General features: G+C 64.3%; 19 protein-coding genes. 9 read left to right on the forward strand and 10 right to left on the reverse strand.

Going from position 1 to position 19,994, the window contains the following annotated elements:
- Positions 1-4: 4 nt before the first annotated feature.
- The 3 genes from hemA to B5D62_RS21265 all read right to left on the reverse strand — a co-directional run bounded on the left by hemA (position 5) and on the right by B5D62_RS21265 (position 3,117).
- Complete coding sequence (gene hemA / locus B5D62_RS21255) at positions 5-1,228, reverse strand: 5-aminolevulinate synthase (protein ID WP_085935945.1); 1,224 nt, start codon at positions 1,226-1,228, stop codon at positions 5-7.
- 127 nt (positions 1,229-1,355) lie between these two features.
- Positions 1,356-1,568 (reverse strand): hypothetical protein, encoded by a 213-nt coding sequence (locus B5D62_RS33455; protein WP_170921056.1) that lies wholly within the window; start codon positions 1,566-1,568, stop codon positions 1,356-1,358.
- Positions 1,569-1,707: 139 nt separating this feature from the next.
- The gene (locus B5D62_RS21265; RefSeq protein ID WP_085935947.1) at positions 1,708-3,117 is read right to left on the reverse strand and encodes an aspartate aminotransferase family protein; all 1,410 of its coding nucleotides are present in this window, start codon (positions 3,115-3,117) and stop codon (positions 1,708-1,710) included.
- A 211-nt stretch (positions 3,118-3,328) separates the two neighbouring features.
- Here B5D62_RS21265 and B5D62_RS21270 point away from each other — a divergent pair, with 211 nt between their 5' ends.
- From B5D62_RS21270 to B5D62_RS21300, 7 genes are all read left to right on the forward strand, one after another.
- Positions 3,329-4,948 (forward strand): ABC transporter substrate-binding protein, encoded by a 1,620-nt coding sequence (locus B5D62_RS21270; protein ID WP_085935948.1) that lies wholly within the window; start codon positions 3,329-3,331, stop codon positions 4,946-4,948.
- Positions 4,949-5,054: 106 nt separating this feature from the next.
- A complete protein-coding gene (locus tag B5D62_RS21275) occupies positions 5,055-6,044 on the forward strand; it encodes an ABC transporter permease (protein ID WP_085935949.1) in 990 nt (329 codons plus the stop codon).
- Position 6,045: 1 nt separating this feature from the next.
- On the forward strand, positions 6,046-6,981 hold the full coding sequence (locus B5D62_RS21280; protein ID WP_085935950.1) for an ABC transporter permease: 936 nt from the start codon (positions 6,046-6,048) through the stop codon (positions 6,979-6,981).
- Complete coding sequence (locus tag B5D62_RS21285; RefSeq protein ID WP_085935951.1) at positions 6,981-8,015, forward strand: ABC transporter ATP-binding protein; 1,035 nt, start codon at positions 6,981-6,983, stop codon at positions 8,013-8,015. The genes B5D62_RS21280 and B5D62_RS21285 overlap by 1 nt, the downstream gene beginning before the upstream one ends.
- Positions 8,008-9,051, forward strand: coding sequence for an ABC transporter ATP-binding protein (locus tag B5D62_RS21290; protein ID WP_085935952.1), 1,044 nt, complete (start codon positions 8,008-8,010; stop codon positions 9,049-9,051). Before B5D62_RS21285 ends, B5D62_RS21290 begins: the two co-directional genes overlap by 8 nt.
- 116 nt (positions 9,052-9,167) lie before the next feature.
- Positions 9,168-10,361, forward strand: coding sequence for a M20 aminoacylase family protein (locus B5D62_RS21295; protein ID WP_085935953.1), 1,194 nt, complete (start codon positions 9,168-9,170; stop codon positions 10,359-10,361).
- 31 nt (positions 10,362-10,392) lie between these two features.
- The gene (locus tag B5D62_RS21300) at positions 10,393-11,241 is read left to right on the forward strand and encodes a DUF6671 family protein (protein ID WP_085935954.1); all 849 of its coding nucleotides are present in this window, start codon (positions 10,393-10,395) and stop codon (positions 11,239-11,241) included.
- Between the two features lie 4 nt (positions 11,242-11,245).
- Here the strand turns inward: B5D62_RS21300 and B5D62_RS21305 are convergent, their stop codons facing one another.
- The 4 genes from B5D62_RS21305 to B5D62_RS21320 are packed head-to-tail and all read right to left on the reverse strand — an operon-like array spanning position 11,246 to position 14,553.
- Complete coding sequence (locus B5D62_RS21305; RefSeq protein ID WP_085935955.1) at positions 11,246-11,995, reverse strand: SDR family NAD(P)-dependent oxidoreductase; 750 nt, start codon at positions 11,993-11,995, stop codon at positions 11,246-11,248.
- Position 11,996: 1 nt separating this feature from the next.
- Positions 11,997-12,518: a VOC family protein gene (locus tag B5D62_RS21310; protein ID WP_085935956.1), complete on the reverse strand. Its 522-nt coding sequence runs from the start codon at positions 12,516-12,518 to the stop codon at positions 11,997-11,999.
- Complete coding sequence (locus B5D62_RS21315; protein ID WP_085935957.1) at positions 12,515-13,495, reverse strand: Bug family tripartite tricarboxylate transporter substrate binding protein; 981 nt, start codon at positions 13,493-13,495, stop codon at positions 12,515-12,517. Before B5D62_RS21315 ends, B5D62_RS21310 begins: the two co-directional genes overlap by 4 nt.
- 29 nt (positions 13,496-13,524) lie before the next feature.
- On the reverse strand, positions 13,525-14,553 hold the full coding sequence (locus B5D62_RS21320) for a LacI family DNA-binding transcriptional regulator (protein ID WP_218191186.1): 1,029 nt from the start codon (positions 14,551-14,553) through the stop codon (positions 13,525-13,527).
- 104 nt (positions 14,554-14,657) lie between these two features.
- On the opposite strand from B5D62_RS21320, the gene B5D62_RS21325 reads away from it, so the two are divergent.
- Positions 14,658-15,233, forward strand: coding sequence for a carboxymuconolactone decarboxylase family protein (locus B5D62_RS21325; RefSeq protein ID WP_170921057.1), 576 nt, complete (start codon positions 14,658-14,660; stop codon positions 15,231-15,233).
- A 72-nt stretch (positions 15,234-15,305) separates the two neighbouring features.
- Positions 15,306-16,307, forward strand: a complete 1,002-nt coding sequence (locus tag B5D62_RS21330) for a TauD/TfdA dioxygenase family protein (RefSeq protein ID WP_085935960.1) — start codon at positions 15,306-15,308, stop codon at positions 16,305-16,307.
- 9 nt (positions 16,308-16,316) lie between these two features.
- On the opposite strand, the gene B5D62_RS21335 is transcribed toward B5D62_RS21330, so the two are convergent.
- From B5D62_RS21335 to B5D62_RS21345, 3 genes are read right to left on the reverse strand one after another with little or no spacing between them, the layout of a single operon-like run.
- Positions 16,317-17,225 carry an ABC transporter permease gene (locus tag B5D62_RS21335; RefSeq protein ID WP_085935961.1) on the reverse strand — a complete coding sequence of 303 codons (909 nt, stop codon included), beginning with the start codon at positions 17,223-17,225 and terminating at the stop codon, positions 16,317-16,319.
- On the reverse strand, positions 17,222-18,199 hold the full coding sequence (locus tag B5D62_RS21340; protein WP_085935962.1) for an ABC transporter permease: 978 nt from the start codon (positions 18,197-18,199) through the stop codon (positions 17,222-17,224). The genes B5D62_RS21335 and B5D62_RS21340 overlap by 4 nt, the downstream gene beginning before the upstream one ends.
- 5 nt (positions 18,200-18,204) lie before the next feature.
- On the reverse strand, positions 18,205-19,746 hold the full coding sequence (locus B5D62_RS21345; protein WP_231714883.1) for a peptide ABC transporter substrate-binding protein: 1,542 nt from the start codon (positions 19,744-19,746) through the stop codon (positions 18,205-18,207).
- Positions 19,747-19,994: the final 248 nt, after the last annotated feature.

A 19,994-nucleotide genomic window follows, 5' to 3' on the forward strand; every position in this document is an offset into this window, starting at 1 on the left:
CTGGCTATTCGGCCGCGGCACGGCGGCCAAGGCCCAATGTCTGCCAGACGTCCTGCAAGGCGGAGACGAGGTAAGCCATGTGCTCGTCCGTGTGCAACGGCGTCGGAGTCAGCCGCAGCCGCTCCGTACCGCGTGGCACCGTCGGGTAGTTGATCGGCTGGACATAGATGTCGTGGCGATCCATCAGCAGGTCGCTGGCCTGCTTGCACAAGGTGGCGTCGCCCACGGAGACCGGCACGATGTGGGTGGCAGACGGCATGACCGGCAAGCCGGCCGCGGCCAGCCGCCGCTTCAATGTGGCCGCACGTTCCTGATGACGCACGCGCAGCTCCGGATGGGAGCTGACATAGCGGATGCTGGCCGCCGCGGCCGCGGCGATGGCTGGCGGCAGCGAGGTGGTGAAGATGAAGCCCGACCCGCAGGAGCGGATGAAATCCACGGTGGCCGCGCTCGACGCGATGTAGCCGCCGACGACACCAAAGGCCTTGGCAAGCGTGCCCTGCACGATGTCGACCTTGTCGAGGACATCGTCGCGCTCCGCCACGCCTGCGCCGCGGTCTCCGTACATGCCGACAGCGTGGACCTCGTCGAGATAGGTGAGGGCGCCATAGCGGTGTGCGAGATCGCAGATGTCGCCGATGGGTGCGACGTCGCCATCCATGGAATAGACGGATTCGAAAGCCACGATCTTCGGCGTGCTCGGATCGGCGGCCGCCAGCAACTCCTCAAGATGATGCAGATCGTTGTGGCGGAAGATCTTCCGCACCGCCCCCGAGTGCCGGATGCCGGCGATCATCGAGGCGTGGTTGAAGGCATCGGAATAGAGCTCGCAGCCGGGCAGAAGGGCGCCGAGCGTCTGAAGCGTCGTCTCGTTGGCGACATAACCCGAGGTGAAGATCAGGGCGGCGTCCTTGCGATGCAGCGCGGCCAGTTCCTGCTCGAGGGCGGTATGGAAGGTATTGGTGCCAGAGATGTTGCGGGTTCCCCCGGCGCCTGAACCCTGGGCGCCGATGGCGGACTGCATGGCGTCGAGCACGACCGGATGCTGGCCCATGGCCAGATAGTCGTTGCTGCACCAGACCGTGACGTCCTTCGCTGGCCCGCCTTCGCGATGAAACCGCGCGCGTGGAAAGGCGCCGACGATGCGCTCCAGCTCCGCGAACACGCGGTAGCGACCCTCGTCGCGCAGTCGATCGAGATGGCCAGTGAAAAAGGCTTCGTAATTCATCTGTCTGTCTCTGCCGCCGATCCTAGTGGGCTTCCAATACTGCCTATATCCGTATTTTCGTCGCGGAGCAGGTGGGCGCCTTGACCAATGTCAATAAGGCGCAGGTCTCGTTGCGAGTCGTTCTCAATTAGAGGATGAGGCCCGCCACCAAGGCGACGCTCAGGAACAGCGAGATCGTGAGCAGAGGCAATGCGCCCAGCCACCGCGTCTGTGAAGGCAGCCCATCCCAATGACGCAGTGTTGGTACGGCTGCCAGAAGGGCTGCCAGGACGCCGAGAACCCAGAGGGCGAGGGCAAAGAGGAAGGCCACATTGACGCGCTCGCCGGGTGTGGCCGCCATTCCCAATCCTGTAAGGATCGGCAGGATCGATGCCGCGAACAGGGCGACGGCCCAGACCGCGCGTTTTCGGATCCGTTGACTGGTGCCGGCAGGCAGTGCGTTCTCCGCCCGCCCGCCGGATACCGAAGGATCCGTCACCTCAGCCCTTGAAATGACCTTCCGAGCGCAGATCGGCCAGCGTCTCGTCGAAGGCCTTGCGCAGGCGGCCGAACAGGTCGGCGAGCTCGGCCTCGTTGATGATCAGCGGCGGGCAGATCGCGACCCGGTCGCCCATATTGCGGATGAACAGGCCGTGCTGGACAGCGTGGTTGTAGACCCGGTTCCCGGCACCGACGGCCACCGGGTCGAACGGCGCCTTGGTCTTCTTGTCGGCGACGATCTCGAGCGCCCCGACCATGCCGACGCTCATCGCCTCTCCGACCAGCGGGTGATCGGCGAACGAGGCGACATGCTTCTGGAACACCGGGCTCAGTCGCTTGGCATGACCGAACAGGTCGATCTCGTCGTAGATCTTCTGGGTTTCGAGCGCGACCGCGGCCGCCACCGGGTGACCCGAATAGGTGAAGCCGTGACCCCAGGTGCCGATCTTGTCGCTCTCGGTCGCCAGCGCCTGATAGACTTTGTCGTTCACCATCACGGCGGAGATCGGCAGGAACGAGGCCGACAAAGCCTTGGCGCAGGTGAGAATGTCCGGCTGGATGTTCAGCGTCTGGCACCCCCATACATTGCCCGTACGTCCGAAACCGCAGATCACCTCGTCGGCGATGAACAGCATGTCGTACTTGCGGCAGACCGCCTGGATCTTTTCGTAATAGCCCTTGGGCGGCACGATCACGCCGCCGGCGCCCATCACCGGCTCACAGATCATGGCGGCGACATGCTCGGCCCCGCCTTCCTTGAGGATCAGCTGCTCGAGTTCCTCCGCGCAACGGGTGGCGAACTGCTCTTCCGTCTCGCCGTCCTTGCCGAAGCGATAATAGTGCGGGCAGCTGGTATGCAGGATGTTGGCGATCGGCAGATCGAACGAGCGATGGTTGTTCGGCAGGCCGGTCAGGCTTGCTGCGGCGACCGTGACCCCGTGATAGCCCTTGATGCGCGAGATGATCTTCTTCTTGTGGGGCCGGCCCAGCGCATTGTTGACGTACCACACCATCTTCACGACGGTGTCGTTGGCTTCGGAGCCGGAATTGGCGAAGAACACCTTCGACATCGGGACCGGCGCCATCGCCTTGAGCTTCTCGGCGAGGTTGATCGCCGGTTCGTGGCTGCGCTGGTTGAAGGCGTGATAGAAAGGCAGCTGCTTCATCTGCTCGTAGGCAACGGTCGCGAGGCGCTCGTTGCTGAAGCCCAGTGCCGCCGACCAGAGGCCGGCCATGCCTTCGATGTATTCCTTGCCGTCGTCGTCCATCACATAGACGCCGCGTCCGCGCACGATGGTCAGGGGACCAGTCGCCTCGTGCTTCTTGAAGTTGGTGTAGGGATGGAGGTGATGCGCAATGTCGCGGGCGGCATTGGAATTACCACGGAAGCTGCGAGAAACATCGTTCATAGGCGGAACCTGCAGGAAAACGCGAGAAAAGCACGATAGGAGCCCGCACCAAGCCTGTCCAACGGATGTCTTTTCAGTGCGGGCGTGAAAATTATTGTGGAATTGACGCCCCGACACTGTAAGTGCAACTTGCAGCTATGCGTCAATGCAGGGGCAGGCGAAGGGGAAACCGCTTGCAAGGATTGCGGACGGCGCCTGGAGGGGAATTAGGATGAAATTTCGTTTGCGGCATTCCGTGGCGTTGACGGCGGTCGTCTTCGCGGGTTTCGCGCTTGCCGGTACGGCCGCGAACGCCAAGACATTCCGCTGGGCCAATTCGGGCGACGTCAGCTCGATGGATCCCTACGCCCGTCAGGAGACCTTCCTCCTGACCTTTACGGCGAACATCTACGATCCCCTGGTACGCCGCGACAAAGATCTCAAGCTCGAACCGGCGCTGGCGGTGAAGTGGGGCCAGACCGACCCGACCCACTGGTATTTCGATCTTCGTCCGAACGTTAAGTTCAGCGACGGCACGCCCTTCACCGCGGACGATGTGATCTTCTCGATCAACCGGGCGAACGGCCCGGGCTCGAACGTGAACGGCAATTTCTCGACCCTGAAGTCGATCAAGAAGGTCAACGATCTTCGCGTCGAAGTGGAGACCAGTGTTCCGGATCCTCTCTTGATCGACAAATGGGCGTCGATCAGCATCATGTCGAAGGCCTGGTGCGAGAAGAACAATGCCGCCCAGGCGGCGGACATGATCAAGAACGAGGAGAACTACGCGACCCGCAACGCGATGGGCACGGGCCCGTTCATGGTCAAGGAACGTCGTGCGGGTGAGAAGACGATCCTGGTTCCCAATCCGTTGTGGTGGGACAAGCCGGTCCACAACCTGACCGAAATCGTCTTTACGCCGGTTCCCAATGCCGCGACCCGTATCGCCGCGCTGAAGGCAGGCGACATCGACATGACCTACGAGGTGCCGCCCGCGGACACCGAAAACCTGAAGAAGGATCCCAATATCAAGGTCCTCGAGGGACCCGAGACCCGCGTTGTCTATCTGGGTTTCGATGTCGAGCGCGACGAGTTGGTCGAGTCGAACGTAAAGGGCAAGAACCCGTACAAGGACAAGCGGGTGCGCGAGGCAATGTACCGCTCCATCGACGTCGATGCGATCAAGCGCACGGTCATGCGCGGCCAGTCCTTCCCGACGGCGTTGATGGTGGCACCCGGGATCAATGGCTACACCAAGGATCTCGACAAGCGGCCGCCGCTGCTGAAGCCGGAAGAGGCCAAGAAGATGCTCGCCGATGCCGGTTATCCGGATGGCTTCGAGACCGGCATGGACTGTCCGAACGATCGTTACGTCAACGACGAGAAGATCTGCCAAGCGGTTGTGGCGATGCTGGCCAAGATCGGCATCAAGGTGAACCTGAGGGCCCAGACGCGTAACCTCTACTTCGCCAAGATCCTGCGCAGCACCAGCGACGGCAAGCCAAACAAGACCAGCTTCTTCATGCTGGGCTGGTCGCCGGGCACGACCTATGACGTGCACAACGTTTTCGAGCAGCTGATCCAGACGCCCGACATCAAGCGCAAGAAGGGCCTCTACAACGTCGGCGGTTATTCGAACCCGAAGTTCGACGAGCTCGCCGACAAGATCGAGGTCGAGACCGACAAGGCCAAGCGCGATGCCATGATTCACGAGGCGACGAAGATCTATGTCGACGACTTCGCTTACATCCCACTGCACCAGCAGGCGCTGGTATGGGCGATGCGCAAGAATGTCGACCTGGTCCAGCCGGCCGACAACACTTTCCCGCTGCGCTTCGTCAACGTGAAGTAGCGCTGCGACACCTCGACAATCGGCTCCGGTCCACGGCGACCGGGGCCGTTTCCATTTAAGGCCCGATCTTTGCTTGGGTCTTGGCCTGTTATCAATCCACCCAGAAATGCTCGCTTTTATCCTCAGACGTCTTGCCCAATCCGTCGCCGTGCTGCTGACGGTTGGGTTGGTGTCTTTTTTTCTGTTCCGTTATGTCGGTGACCCGATCAACGCGATGGTTGGGCAGGACACGCCAGCCGTGGAGCGCGAGGCGCTCCGCCAGAAGCTCGGCCTCAACGATCCGGCTCCGGTCCAGTTCATCCATTTCATAGCCAATGCAGCCCGCGGCCAGTTCGGCCTGAGCTACCGCACCTCCGAACCGGTCAACCGCATGATCCTCGAGCGCATCCCGGCGACGCTCGAATTATCGTTCTGTGCCGCCATGTTTGCCCTCTGGGTCGGAGTGCCGATGGGCGTCTATACGGGCCTCTATCCCAAGCATTGGAGCAGCCGCGCCCTGCAGGCGGTCTCGTTGATCGGCATATCCTTGCCGACCTTCCTGATCGGTATCCTTCTGATCCTTTTCTTCTCGGTCATGCTGCACTGGCTGCCGTCTTTCGGACGCGGTGAAACGGTGACGATCGGCTGGTGGACCACCAACTTCCTGCGCTGGAAGGGCATCGAGGCGCTGATCCTGCCTTCCATCACCCTCGGCCTGTTCCAGCTCACCCTGCTCATGCGGCTGGTGCGCTCGGAGATGCTCGAGGTCATGCGGACCGATTACATCAAGTTCGCCCGCGCCCGCGGCCTCAGCAATCGGGCGATCAATTTCGGCCATGCACTCAAGAACACGCTGGTGCCGGTCATCACGGTCGCGGGCCTGCAGTTAGGCTCGCTGATCGCCTTCGCGCTGGTCACCGAGACGGTGTTTGCCTGGCCGGGCGTTGGCCAGCTCTTCATCCAGTCGGTCCAGTTCGCCGATATTCCTGTCATGGCCGCCTATCTGATGCTGATCGGCCTGTTCTTCGTGGTCATCAATCTCGGCGTCGACCTTCTTTATTTCGCCGTGGATCCGCGCCTGCGGTCGCAGGTCGGTGGCCGTGCGGGAGCGCACTGACATGGCAGAGCGCAGCGCCTTCGGCCAATGGCTGCATTACGCCGCCGACAGCGATATCTGGTGGAGCTTCAAGTCCTCGGCGACGACGGTGATCGCTGCGGCGGTCACCGTCCTGATCGTCGCCATGGCCTTCCTGGCTCCGGTGATCGCGCCGCATACGCCATTCGATCCCAGCACGCTCAGCCTTAGCGATGGTCTGAAGCCGCCTGTGCTGTTCTCACCCGATGGCGATTGGTCCTTTCCGCTCGGCACGGACGACCAGGGGCGGGACGTGCTGTCGTCGATCATGTACGGCACGCGCCTGTCGCTGATCGTGGGCTTTGCGTCCGTGGTCGTGGCCATGGTCATCGGGATCGGGCTCGGACTGGTCAGCGGCTATTTCGGCGGAGCGGTGGACGCGCTGATCATGCGCATCGCCGATGTGCAGCTAACTTTTCCCGCCATCCTCGTGGCGCTGCTGATCGATGGCGTCGTGCGCGGGCTCATCTCGGTCGAGCGACACGACGAAATCGCCACGTTCGTGATCATCGGCGCAATCGGGCTCTCGTTCTGGGTCCAGTATGCGCGCACGGTGCGCGGCTCCGTGCTGGTGGAGAAGAACAAGGAATATGTCCAGGCAGCACGGGTGATCGGCCTGTCACCGGTCCTGATCATGGTTCGCCATGTGCTGCCCAACGTCACTGGCCCGGTGCTGGTGATCGCGACCATCAATCTCGGCCTGGCCATCATCACCGAGGCGACGCTGTCGTTTCTCGGCGTCGGCCTGCCATCGACGCAGCCCTCGCTCGGTACCCTGATCCGGCTCGGCAACGAACTGCTGCAGTCGGGCGAGTGGTGGATCACCGTCTTCCCCGGCGCCACGCTGGCTCTGCTGGTTCTGGCGGTGAACCTGCTGGGCGATTGGCTGCGCGACGCCCTCAACCCGAAGCTACGCTGATGACAACCGTCGCACGCTCTCTCTCCAACAAGGAGCCGCTCCTCGAGGTCAAGAACCTGCGCGTCGAGTTTCCGACTCGACGGGGGACATTACTCGCGGTCGATGACGTGTCGTTCGATATCGCCCCGGGCGAGGTGCTGGGCGTGGTCGGAGAGTCCGGCGCCGGCAAGTCGCTCACCGGCAATGCCATCATCGGCTTGCTCGAACCACCAGGGCGGATCGCGGGCGGCGAGATCCGGCTCGAGGGCCGACGGATCGACAATCTCCCCTATGAGCAGATGCGCAAGATCCGCGGCGCGCGCATCGGTGCGATCTTCCAGGATCCGCTGACCAGCCTGAACCCGCTTTATTCGGTGGGCCGGCAGCTCGTCGAAACCATTCAGACCCATCTGCCGATGTCGGCCGCCGACGCCCGAAAGCGGGCCATCGACCTCTTGAAGGAGGTCGGCATTCCGGGCGCCGAGCACCGCATCGACCACTATCCGCACCAGTTCTCAGGTGGCATGCGGCAGCGCGTGGTGATCGCGCTGGCTTTGTGTGCCGGGCCGCGGCTGATCGTGGCGGACGAACCGACGACGGCGTTGGACGTCTCGATCCAGGCGCAGATCATCGCGCTCCTGAAGCGGCTCTGCCGCGATCACGGGACGGCGGTCATGCTGGTCACCCACGACATGGGTGTCATCGCCGAGACGGCGGACCGTGTCGCGGTCATGTACGCCGGACGCATCGTCGAGATCGGCCCGGTGCACAACGTCATCAAGCACGCCAATCACCCCTATACGAGAGGGCTAATGGGATCGATCCCGAGCCTCGGCCACCGCAGCGAGCGGCTGATCCAGATCGATGGCTCGATGCCTCGTCTCACCGAAATTCCCCGGGGCTGCGCCTTCAACCCGCGATGCAGCGAGCGCGGCCGCCGCTGCCTGGTCGAACGGCCGGACTTGATTCCCGCCGGATTGGGATGGGCCGCATGTTGGCTGCACGACGTGGCCGGTGTTGGGCCCGCCGCGACCAAGGAGCTGGCCGATGCCTGATGGCAGCACCCTACGGTCGTTCGTCCGCATCGAGGGCCTGAAGCGCCATTTCGACGTGTCTGCACCCTGGTTGGTGCGGAAGCTCGAAGGGCGCTCGCGGCAGCTCGTCCAGGCCGTGGACGGCATCGACATCGACATCGCCAAGGGCGAGACCTTCTCGCTCGTGGGAGAGTCCGGCTGCGGCAAGTCCACCGTGGCGCGGCTCGTTGTGGGGCTTTATCCGCCCACCGCCGGCCGGATCGAATTCGACGGCCAGGACATGGCAGGCCGTCGCGTGCGGTCGGAAAGCGCCGCGCTGCGTCGTCGGCTGCAGATGATCTTCCAGGATCCCTATGCCAGCCTCAATCCGCGCTGGCGAGTGTTCGATATCATCGCCGAGCCGATCCGCGCCTTCGGGTTGGCGACGAGCAAGGCCGATCTCGAGAAGCAGGTCGGTGATCTCCTGCGACAGGTGCGGTTGACTCCAGCCGACGGCCGCAAGTTCCCGCACGAATTCTCGGGCGGGCAGCGGCAACGCATTTCGATCGCCCGTGCGCTCGCCAGCCGGCCGGAATTCCTGGTCTGCGACGAACCGACCTCGGCACTCGACGTGTCGGTGCAGGCCCAGATCCTCAACCTGATGATGGACCTGCAGCGCCGGTTCGGGCTGACCTACTTGTTCATCTCGCACAACCTGGCCGTCGTCTATCACATCTCGACCCGCGTGGGCGTGATGTACCTGGGGCGGCTGGTCGAGCAGGCACCGACGGACACGCTCTTCAGGCGCCCCAAGCATCCCTATACGCGGATGCTGCTGGACACGATTCCCGACCTGGAGATGACCGGCCGCCAGCGCACGCCGGTGGCCGGCGAGGTTCCCAGCCCTCTCGATCCGCCGTCGGGGTGCAGCTTCCATCCGCGCTGCCCGTTTGCCAATGATCGCTGCAAGGCCGAACGTCCGCGATCCCTGCCGATCGAGGGCGGAGCGGTGGCCTGCCATGCCATCGAGGAAGGCCGCTTGGCGATCGAGGACAGAGACTACCGGCCGGCGCCGTGATGCCGAATGCGGGGCGATGCCGTGAACGATCGGTGATCTGCAGCCGCGCATGGCCGCGGTGCTTGACCCACCGCTGACCTTCCTTACGATCCGCAGCCATATTTTTGGAGAGCCCCATGCCCGTCATCAACCGCATCGCCTCGTTCCACAAGGACATGACGGCATGGCGGCACGACATCCACAAGCATCCGGAAACGGCGTTCGAGGAAGTGCGGACGGCCGACGTCGTTACCGGCAAGCTGAAGGAATTCGGCATCGAGGTGCATCGCGGCCTGGCGAAGACCGGCGTCGTCGGCGTGCTGCGATCGGGCACGAGCAAGCGGGCCATCGGCCTGCGAGCCGATATGGATGCGCTCGATGTGCTGGAAACCAACAAGTTCGATCACGCCTCGACGATCCCGGGCAAGATGCATGCCTGTGGTCATGACGGCCATACCGTGATGCTGCTGGGCGCCGCCAAGTATCTTGCCGAGACGAAGAATTTCGACGGCACCGTCTATTTCATCTTCCAGCCGGCCGAGGAGAACGAGGGCGGCGGCCGGGTAATGGTGGAAGAGGGGCTGTTCGAGAAGTTCCCCTGCGAGGGTGTTTACGGCATGCACAACATCCCGGGCGTTCCGGTCGGCCGCTTTGCCGTCCGGCCCGGTCCGATGATGGCCGCCTACGACATCTTCGAGATCGTCGTGCAGGGCGTCGGCGCCCACGGCGCCATGCCGCATCACGGCATCGATCCGGTGGTGGTCGGCGCCCATATCGTGACGGCACTGCAATCGATCGTGGCGCGCAACATCGATCCGATGGACACCGCCGTGGTGTCGACGACCCAGATCCACGCCGGCGATACGTGGAACGTGATCCCGCAGGAATGCGTGCTGCGAGGTACCGTCCGCACCTTCAAGAAACCGGTGCAGGACATGATCGAGCGCCAGATCGAAAAGATCGCGCGCAACGTGGCCGCCGGCTTCGGTGGCGAAGTCACCAAGTGGCGCTACGAGAGGCGCTATCCCGCCACCGTGAACACGACGCAGGAAACCGAGTTTGCCGCCCACGCCGCGGCGACGCTGGTGGGCCTGGAGAACGTCAATCGCAATCCCACCCCCGCCATGGGCAGCGAGGACTTCGCCTGGATGCTGCTGAAGAAGCCGGGCTGCTACATCTGGATCGGCAACGGCGACGGCGAGGGCAGCTGCATGGTCCACAACCCGGGCTACGACTTCAACGACGATATCCTGCCGCTCGGCGCGTCCTACTGGGCGACCCTGGTCGAGCAGCAACTGGCCCGGCAGGCGGTACCGCAAGCGGCGGAGTAGGCCCAAGCGGCGGACCGCCCAGACTGTGACGATGCATCCATACGCAGGCGGCCGGATCGGTCTGGCGACCATCCACGCCAAGGAGCGCGCCATCGCGCCGCCGTTCCGGCGCCTGATGGGTGCTGATGTGGTCGTTGCGCCCAATGTCGACACGGATACGCTCGGCACCTTTTCCGGCGAGGTGCCGAGGCCGGATGCGTTGGTCGAGACGTCGCTGCTCAAGGCCGAACTCGTCTTCAACACCCTGGATGTCGATTGCGCTGTTGCGAGCGAGGGCAGTTACGGGCCCATCGACAGGCTTCCCTTCATTCCGTCCGGTGTCGAGATCATGGCCTTCGTCGATCGCCGGCGCGGCTTGCGCTTCGTCGAGACGCTGGGGACGCATCGGACCAACTGGCGCTTGCAGCGCTTCGGCCAGGGAGACCCGCGCGTTCCCGCGGTGCTGAAGTCGATGGGCTTCCCGCAGTTCGGCGTGTTCGTGATCTGTGGCAGCGATCCCACCCGCCCCATCAAGGGCCTCACCGAGGTCGACGAGGTGGTGGCCGCGATCGACCAGGAAGCGGCGCGCTCCGAGGACGGAGAGGCCATCCTGATCTCCGACATGCGCGCGCACCTGAACCCAACCCGGATGAAAGTGCTGCGCGCTCTTGCCTGGAAGCTGGCCAAGCGGCTTTCGTCGCTGTGCCCGCGCTGCGGGACGCCGGGTTTCGGCCATATGCATTCGCGCCGTGGCCTGCCCTGCGAGCACTGCGGAGAGCCCACGCACTGGATCGATTTCGAGATCGATAGCTGCCACGCCTGCGGCTTTTCCGAGAGTCGCCCGCGCGCCGACGGGCGGCGTGCGGCGCCGCGATCCGCCTGTCGATCCTGCCGTCCCTGAGGACTCAGTAGGTCGCGCGGCCCCCCGAGATGTCGAACGTGGCGCCGGTCGAGAAGCTGCAGGCTGGCGAAGCGAGCCAAAGGACGAGGGCGGCCACTTCATCCGGCCTGACGAACCGCCCCATGGGCACGTTGGCGATCAACCGGGCGCGATAGGCTTCCGTGAGCGCGCCGAAGATGGCCGTCTCGGATGCCGAGGGCGCGATCGCGTTGACGAGAACGCCGTGTTTTCCCAGTTCCTTGCCCATCGACTTGGTGAGGCCGATGACCGCGGCCTTCGAGGCGACATATCCGGCAACGCCGGGATTGCCGTCCTTGCCGGCTATCGAGGCGATGTTGACGACGCGGCCATAGCCCGAGGCCACCATGTCGGGCACGGCTGCCTGGCAGCAGTGGAATGTTCCGTTGAGGTTGATATCGAGTACCCGTTTCCAGGCCTCTTCGGGATAGTCAGCGAAGGGCGCGGTGGGTCCGAGGATACCGGCACTGTTGACCAGGATCGAAGGCGTTCCGAGGGCCTGTTTCGTTTCCGCCCACGCCGCGCGCACGCTCGCTGGAGCAGTCACGTCGACTTCCAGGGCCAGGTTTTGATCGCCCATCTTGGCCGCGGCGTCTCGGACGCCGTCGCGGTTGCGGTCCCACAGCGCGACGCGCGCGCCGGCGTCGGCGAAACAGCGGGCGATTGCCAAGCCGAGACCGCTCGCCGCGCCCGTGACGACGGCGATCTGCCCCGTGATGGAGATACCTTGCGTCATGTCACAGCCTCCGGATCGGATTGCTGCCGTCCCAGGTCGCAGCTTCGCGGGCGATCTTGTCGAAGAACTTGCCCTTGTTGCCAGCGATCTCGGACAGTTCGATCACCGTGCCGGGATGGCCATCGCTTTCGAAGTAGAGGAAGCGGCCACGCGCCCCGATTTGGCCGCGATGGCCGATCCTGTAGCCGGCTGCGAGGCATTGCGCCAGCGCAGTATCGAAATCGGTCGTCCAGTAGGCGATGTGCTGAAGGCCCTCGTGGCCGGCCTCGAGGAAGTCCCGATACATCGATGGAGCGTCGTTGCGCTGCTGGATCAACTCGATCTGCAAAGGACCGGAATTGGCAAGCGCGATCGAGATATCTGGCTGTGACGGCTGTCCCATGTACTCGAAGGCTTCGATCGGCGGTTGGGCGATATAGTACCAGGGCCCGACGCCCATTACCTCCGCCCAGTACTTCATCGCCTTCTCGATGTCGCGCACGACATAGCCGTTCTGGCGCACCGGCCCCAGCAGACGGCTCATTGCCGGATCCCCGCGTCGCGGGCGAGCTTGGTCAAGCTCGCGATGTCCTGCTCCGTTTGTGCCTTGAGGTCCGAGGAGCTGATGGTCGAGGGCGTCATGCCGAATTCCGCCCACCGCTCCTTGATGTCGGGCAGGGCGAGCACCTTCATGAGCTCGGCATGCAGACGGTCGACGATCGGCTTGGGGGTGTTGGCCGGGGCGAGCAGGGCGTAGCGCCACACGAAGTCGAAGTTCACACCCTGCTCGACATAGCCGGGCACGTCCGGAAAGTTGATCGATCGGCGCGCACACGCGGCCACGACCTTGACCTTGCCCGACTTCGCCATCGGCACCACGGACTGGACGTCGGCGAAGCCCAGCTTGATGTTGCCGGCCACGATGTCGTTCAGGACTGGCGCTGCACCCTTGTAGGGAACATGGGTCCATTCGATGCCGGTGGCGGCCCGCACCATCTCGGCGCACATATGGCCCGTCGAGCCGAGGCCCCAGGTTCCGTAGTTCAGTTCGCCGGGCTTTGCCTTCGCGAGCGCGATGACATCGCGCAGGTTCTTGGCCGGAAAGTCCGGGTGGGCGACCATGGCGATCGAGGCGGAGCCGACATCGCCGATGTACTCGAAGCTCTTCACCGAATCGTAGGGCAGGTCGGGCAGGACGGCGGGATTCACGACCACGGTGCTGGCCGAGCCGAGGACGAGGGTATAGCCGTCCGGTTGGGCTCGGGCGCCGGCCTCCATGGCGATCACGCCCGAGGCCCCGGGTTTGTTGTCGACGACGACGACCTGGCCGAGGGCCGCACCCAGCTTGTCCGCGAGCGAACGCGCCACCAGGTCCGTCCCACCTCCGGCGGCAAAGGGAACGATCAGCCGCAGCGGCTTGCTGGGCCAGCCTGGTGTGGCCGGCACATCGCTGCCCTGGGCGATGACGGGCACGGCGACGGCACCTAGCGCCAGTGCCAGCAAGAAATGTCTGCGATCCATGGTCTGGTTCCCTTCCCTCGGTTCAGTTTTTAGATTTTCGGAGGCGACGCGCAGGACTCCCGCAGTACCAGATCGACCGGCAACAGCGCGCGCGCAGGGGCGGCCGTTCCATCGCCCTTCAGGCGTTGCAGCAGCATCTCCGCGGCGGCACGGCCAACCTCTTCGAGGCTCCAGCGCAGCGCGGTGATCGCCGGCGTATGGACCGCCGCGATATCGGTATCGCCGACCGATACGATCGACAGATCGTCTGGAACCGAAAGCTTCAGCGTGCGGGCCGCGCGCAGGACGCCGGCCAGGATACGGGTGCCGAGTGCGATGACGGCAGTGGGGCGGGAGGATGCTTCCAGAACCGCGAGCGCGGCACTGTAGGCGAAATCCATGGACGACTCCTGCGGGCAGACGATCGCGCCGGTCGGGCTTGCCTCGGCGTCCGCGAAGGCCTGGCGGAAGCCCGCGATGCGCTCGCGTCCCGGTCGCATGCGCGCTCCCGGCGTCAGCAGGGCAATCCGACGATGACCGAGTCCGAGGAGATACCGGGTGGCAGCCATGGCCCCGCCGCGGTGGTCCACGAGAACGCTCGGGAAAAGACCATCGCCGCCGGCTGGAGGGTCGCGGTCGAGAATAATGACCGGCGTTCCGGAGTCGGCCAGCGTGCGCCAGGTCTTCGCGTTCGCATCGCTGCCGGGCGCGACGAGAAAGCCGTCGAGGCGCCGGCCGCGGAATTCGGCCACCGCGTCCTGCTCCCGTTTCGGATCGTTGCCGGTGCTGGCGACGACGAGAAGGCATCCCGCCTCGCGCAGCCTTCCCTCAGCCGCCTGGACGATCTCGGCATAGAGCGGGTTGGCGATGTCGGAGACGAGGCAGCCGACCATGCCGCTCGAGCGAGTCCGCAAGCTACGCGCAAGGAAGTCTGGCTGGTAGCCGAGCCGCTTCGCCGCCTGCGCCACGTCTTGGGCAACGCGCGCGCTGACATTGCGCCCGCCATTGAGGGCACGCGAGGCCGAGCCGAGGGAAACACCGGCCGCTTCGGCGACATCACGAATGGTGGCCCGAACCAATTTGGAAACGTTTCCCTTCAACTATTTTGAATAATAATTGATGCTGAAGGACCTTCAGGCAAGAGAAAATTGGAAACGTTTCCATTTTCTCCTATGAGATGGCGATGAAGGAGCACCAAACCATGTCGCGCCTGTCGCCGAGACCCCGCCCTTATGAGCCCGATCTTGAGAAGATGATGGACGGCATGCGCTTCGAGGGGCCGTCGCCGCGGAACCTGATGCAGGCGCTGGCCCATGCACCGAAGTTCTTGATGCGCTTCCAGGCGCTGGGCGGAACGATCCTGTTCAGTGGCAAGCTGCCGGCGCGCGAGAGGGAAATCGCGATCATGCGCACGGGCGCGCGAACGCGGTCGGAATACGAGTGGGGCATGCATGTCGCGCTCTATCAAGGCAGCTGTGGCCTCAGCGACGCCGAGATTTGCGCGACGCTGCACGGCGCCGGCGACGATCCCGTGTGGAGCGCGCGGGAGCGGCTCATCATCAGGACGGTCGACGAACTGCACGACACATCCACGGTGTCGGATGCGCTCTGGCGCGAGCTGGCTTCGGAATGGTCGGAGGAGCAGCTTGTCGAGCTGATTCTCGCCATCGGTTACTATCACATGGCGGCGTTCTTCCTGAACGCGGTCGGTGTGCCGCTGGAGGATGGCGCGGCACGATTTGCCGGGGCGCCGACCTGACACGATCCGGCACTGTTTTTGTATGGTGTCGGCATCTGTAAGGGCAGCGGAGTCGAGGAGGGGATCGCGGCGATGAGCGGAAGGCTTGAGATCGATGGCCCGTTGCCCGGGGCCCGCTTCGGCGCGACGGTTCGGCTGGACAGGCCTTTGGGGGAAGCGACGCCGGAAGGGTTGCCGCAGGCCCTGGCCGATGCCGGCGGGCTGCTGCTGATCCCCGGCCGGACCGAGATCGGCCCGGCGCCGGCGCTGCTGGTCGAGCTCAGTCGTCTGTTCGGCCCGGAGGTCGAGGACTATCGGAATCTGCTGATCGGCCGGCACATGGTCCACGAGACCCAGCCGGAGATCCTGCTGGTGACGAACACCGTGCCCGGCGCTCGCCCTCCACCGGCGCTTCCCGATCCGCCTCTGACGGCCGATGGCAAGTTCCCGGTGCAGTATCCGCATCGCCGTGGCTGGCATACGGACCAGAGCTACCGCCGACCGCCGCCGGACATCTCGCTGTTCTACGCCGCCGTTCCCGTCGACCGGACCCGAGGCCAGACGCTCTTCGCCAGTGGCATCCTGGCTTACGAGGCCCTGCCGCCGGCGCTGAAGGCGCGGGTGGACGGGCTGCAAGGGCTCCATGCCCAGCCGGGATCCGGCCGCGGCCGGAAGGAAGCGCTGGCCGGCACACCCCCGCGCGCCTTCGCGCCGCATGAGCGGTCCCAGCCTCAGCCGGTCGTCCGGACGCATCCTGTGACAGGGGAGCGCGCCCTCTACCTGTGCGAATACAGCCAGATGGATTGGTTCGAGGGACCGTTCGTTGGCATGCAGCCCGGCCCCCACGGCGACGGCGCCGCGCTGCTGGACGAGCTGATGGCGCATTACACCCGTCCCGAGTTCGTCTACGTCCACGAATGGACCGAGGGCGACCTGCTGATCTGGGACAATCGTTGCCTGATCCATACCGCGACCTGGTACGACCCGGAAAAGGATCGCCGGGTCATGTGGCGGACGACCGTCGGCGGTAACCCCGGACCGCTCTATGCGGGCGAGCGCAAGAGCTGGATCCCCCTCGACCAAGCGGCGGTCTGAACAGAGCGGTCAGAGCCGCCGCTCGCTGCGAGGATCCAGCGCTTCCTGAAGTCCGTCGCCCAGAAAGTTGAAGGCGATCACGGTGAGCAGGATCATCAGCCCGGGCCACAGGGCCAGCGTGGGGGCATCCTGCAGCAGTTCCTGCGCGCCTGTGAGCATGTTGCCCCAGCTCGCCGCCGGGGGCTGCGTGCCGAGGCCGAGAAAGGACAGGGTCGATTCCAGCAGGATCAGGGCGCCAACCGACATGGTGGTGGCGACCACCAGCGAGCCAGCGGCATTGGGAAGGATATGCCGGAACATGATCCGCAGCGGCGACGCCCCGAGCGCCTGTGCGGCGCGGGCGAAATCGCGCGCCTTCAGGGAGAGCGTCTCGGCACGAACGAGGCGGGCAACGGTGGTCCATCCGGTGAGGCCGACGATGACGACGATGCGATAGAGCGAGAAGGTCTCCGACTGGGCAATATCCGCCGGGATGCCGAGCTTTCGCGGATCGATCGCGGCGAGGACGATCAACAGCGGCAGCAGCGGCAGGGCTATGACGCCGTCGGTGATGCGCATCAGCAGGCCGTCGAGCCGTCCGCCGAGATAGCCGGCGACGACTCCGATGATCGACCCGAGCACCGCTGACAGGAGTGCGCCGGCGAAGCCGACGAAGAGCGAGACCCGTCCGCCGTCGAGCAGGCGCTGGAACAGATCGCGCCCGAGCTCGTCCGTGCCCAGCCAATGCTCGGCGGAAGGCGGTTCAAGGCGCCGGAACAGGTCAGTCATGGTCGGATCGATCCCTCGCCACTCGGCGATCAGGGGGGCCGCCAATGTGAGCAGCAGAAGAACAGCCAGGAACCCCAGGGAAAGTTCGGCCAGGCGATGGCGCAGCAGGCGCCGCCAGACAAGATGGCGTGGGGTGGTCGCCTGGGTCATCCGCGATCCGAGATCGAGATGCGAGGATCGAGCGCCACCAGCGCGAGATCGGCCAACAGGTTGCCGGCGATGGTGGCGAAAGTCGCGATCAACAGCCCCATCAGGGCGAGGTTGTAGTCGTTGTCGAGGATTGCCTGGTAGATCATCTTGCCCATGCCGGGCCAGGCGAACATGGTTTCGGTGATCAGCGCTCCAGAGAACAGGCCACCGAACGAAAGCCCGAGCACCGTCAGCACGGAGGGAAGGGCATTGGCGAAGGCGTGATCCAGCAGTACCCGGCGTTCCGACGCCCCCTTGGCACGCGCCGTCCGCACATAGTCCTGGCGCAGGACCTCAATCATGGCGCCGCGCATGAAGCGTGTGTAGGTGCCGAGCTGCAGCAGGCTGAGCGTCAATATCGGCATCACCATGAAGCGTAGCGTCTGGGCCAGGCCTGCAGCCCAGCCCGTTCCGGCGCGCAAATCGGCCGCGCCCCCGGCCGGCAGCCAGCCCAGCTCGACGGAGAAGAGTGTGATCAGCAGGAGGGCGAGCCAGAAGGGCGGCGTGGAGATTCCGGCAAAGGACAACAGGTTGATGACGTAGTCGGTCCGGCTGCGGGGCCGCGAGGCTGCCCAGATGCCAAGCGGCAGGGCGATGCTCGTGGCCACCAGCAACGCAATGCCGGCCAATTCGAACGTGTTCAGCAGGCGCGGCCACAGCACCGCGAGCACGGGCTGGTTGAACGATCGCGAATAGCCGAAATTGCCGAGCAGGGCCTGATGCGCCCAGGCGAGATAGCGTTCGAGGAGCGGCTTATCGATGCCGTATACAGCCCGCAGTCGGGCCGCGTCGGCGCTGGTCATTTTCGGATCGCCGGAGATCATCAGATCGATCGGATCGCCCGGCATCAGGCCGATCAGCAGATAGACCACCAGACTCATCACGGCCAGGGTGATGACGATCTCCAGCAACCGCGAGGCGAGATACCGGCTCACCCCAGCTAATCCTCCCAGCGCCATTGCTCAACCCACAGGGTCGAGCTGTTGAGATGTCCCGTCGGACGGATTCCCTTGAGGGGCTTCGGGATGACGAAAGGATCGACGCGAAAGTAGAGCGGCAGGACGGGGAGGTCGTCGGCATAGAGCCGCTGGATTTCGGCAAACAGGGCGCGTCTCTTGTCCGGATCGAGTTCCCGTTCCGCGGCATCGAGCGCCTTGTCCATCTCGGGATTGGCGTAGCCCGGGTAATTCTGACCGCTCCAGCCGTTCTTGGCGGATGGTATTTCCTGCGAGTGCAGCGTGCTGCGGGGAACGCCTTCCGGCCTTTCGACCCAGGCATACATGGCCAGCCCGGTGAAGCGCCGATGGTTGATGGCGTCCGAGAAGATGCGCGGCGGCTCGGCCTTGATGCGCAGGTCGACGCCAATCTGCCGGAGCTGGCTCTGGATCACCTGCGCCACCTGTTCGCGTACGCGATTGCCCGCCGTGGTGGTGAGTTCGATGGAGAAGCGCTCTCCCTTGGCGTCGGTGCGCACGCCATTCTTGAGGGTCGCAAAACCGGCTTCATCGAGAAGCTTGCGGGCGCCATCGGGATCGTAGGGATAATGACGGGCCGCCGGGCTGTACATCGGGTCGAGCGGATTGATGCTGCCATTGGCCACCGGCTGCTTGCCCTCGAACAACTTGTCGGAGATCGCCTTGCGATCGATCGCCATCAGGATGGCCTGCCGGACGTGGCGATCCTTCAGCAGCGGATTGTCGAGATTGACGTCGATATGTTCGTAGACCAGTGCCGGCTTGTAGACGACGTTGAACTTGTCCTTGTGGCGTTTCTCGATTCCGACGGCCTGGTCCAGGGACAGGCCGAGTTCGCCCAGGACATAGTCCACATTGCCGGACAGGAGGTTGGCTTCGAGCGCCGAGGTGTTCTCGATGAATTTCACCACGATTCGCTTGAAATGCGGTTTCTCCCCCTCCCAATGGATGTTCTGCTCGAGCGCGATCCGGTTGCCCGGCACGAGTTCGGAAAGCCGATACGGGCCGAAGCCCAGGCCGGGATTGGTCGGGTCCGTGTCGTAAGCCGTCTTGTTGCGGTAGTCGGCCGGGTTGACGTCGAAGATCGGCTTCTCGATGTGGGCCGGAATGACGGTGAAATCGAAGCTGTCGTAGTCGAAGGTGACGCGATCGATCGTTGCCGTGAATCGCCGCTCGTCCTTGAGGTCGAGCTTGATGATCCGCTTGTAGCCCTCGGCCGACGCCACGCCCGACAGGGGATGCTGGCCGACCGCGAGTGTGAATGCCATGTCCTTGGTCGTGACTGGAGTGCCGTCGCCCCACTTCAGCGGCTTTATTTCGATGTCCACTTCCATGCCCTGCTTCCCGTCGGGAAGATCGACAAGCCGCACGGTGCCGTCCTTGAGACTGGGCAGGCGGGTGCAAGCCAGGCAGGTGAGCTTCCAGTCGGGGTCGTAAGCCGTGAAAGGGCGCAGCGTCATGTTCTGGATCAGCGTCCTGGCCAGCATGGAACTGATCAGGGGATTCATCGTCCCAGGTGCCTGTGTGGTGCCGATGACAAGTTCATCCTTGCCGGCAGCCCAGGCGCGGGATGCGGCCGCAGAGACCAAGGCGAGGGTACAGAAAGCGCGCCGGCCAATCGCTCGGACTGGTGGAAGCGGAAGAGGAAAATTCATCGGGGGGCTTCGATGCTCGAGGTCAGACCAGCCGTTTGTCCGTTAAATAAACGGCAAAAAAACGGGAATGGTCCCCAATCGATAGCATCTGACCTCGCGTT

The organism is Enhydrobacter aerosaccus (assembly GCF_900167455.1).
Classification (GTDB): Bacteria; Pseudomonadota; Alphaproteobacteria; order Reyranellales; family Reyranellaceae; genus Reyranella; species Reyranella aerosaccus.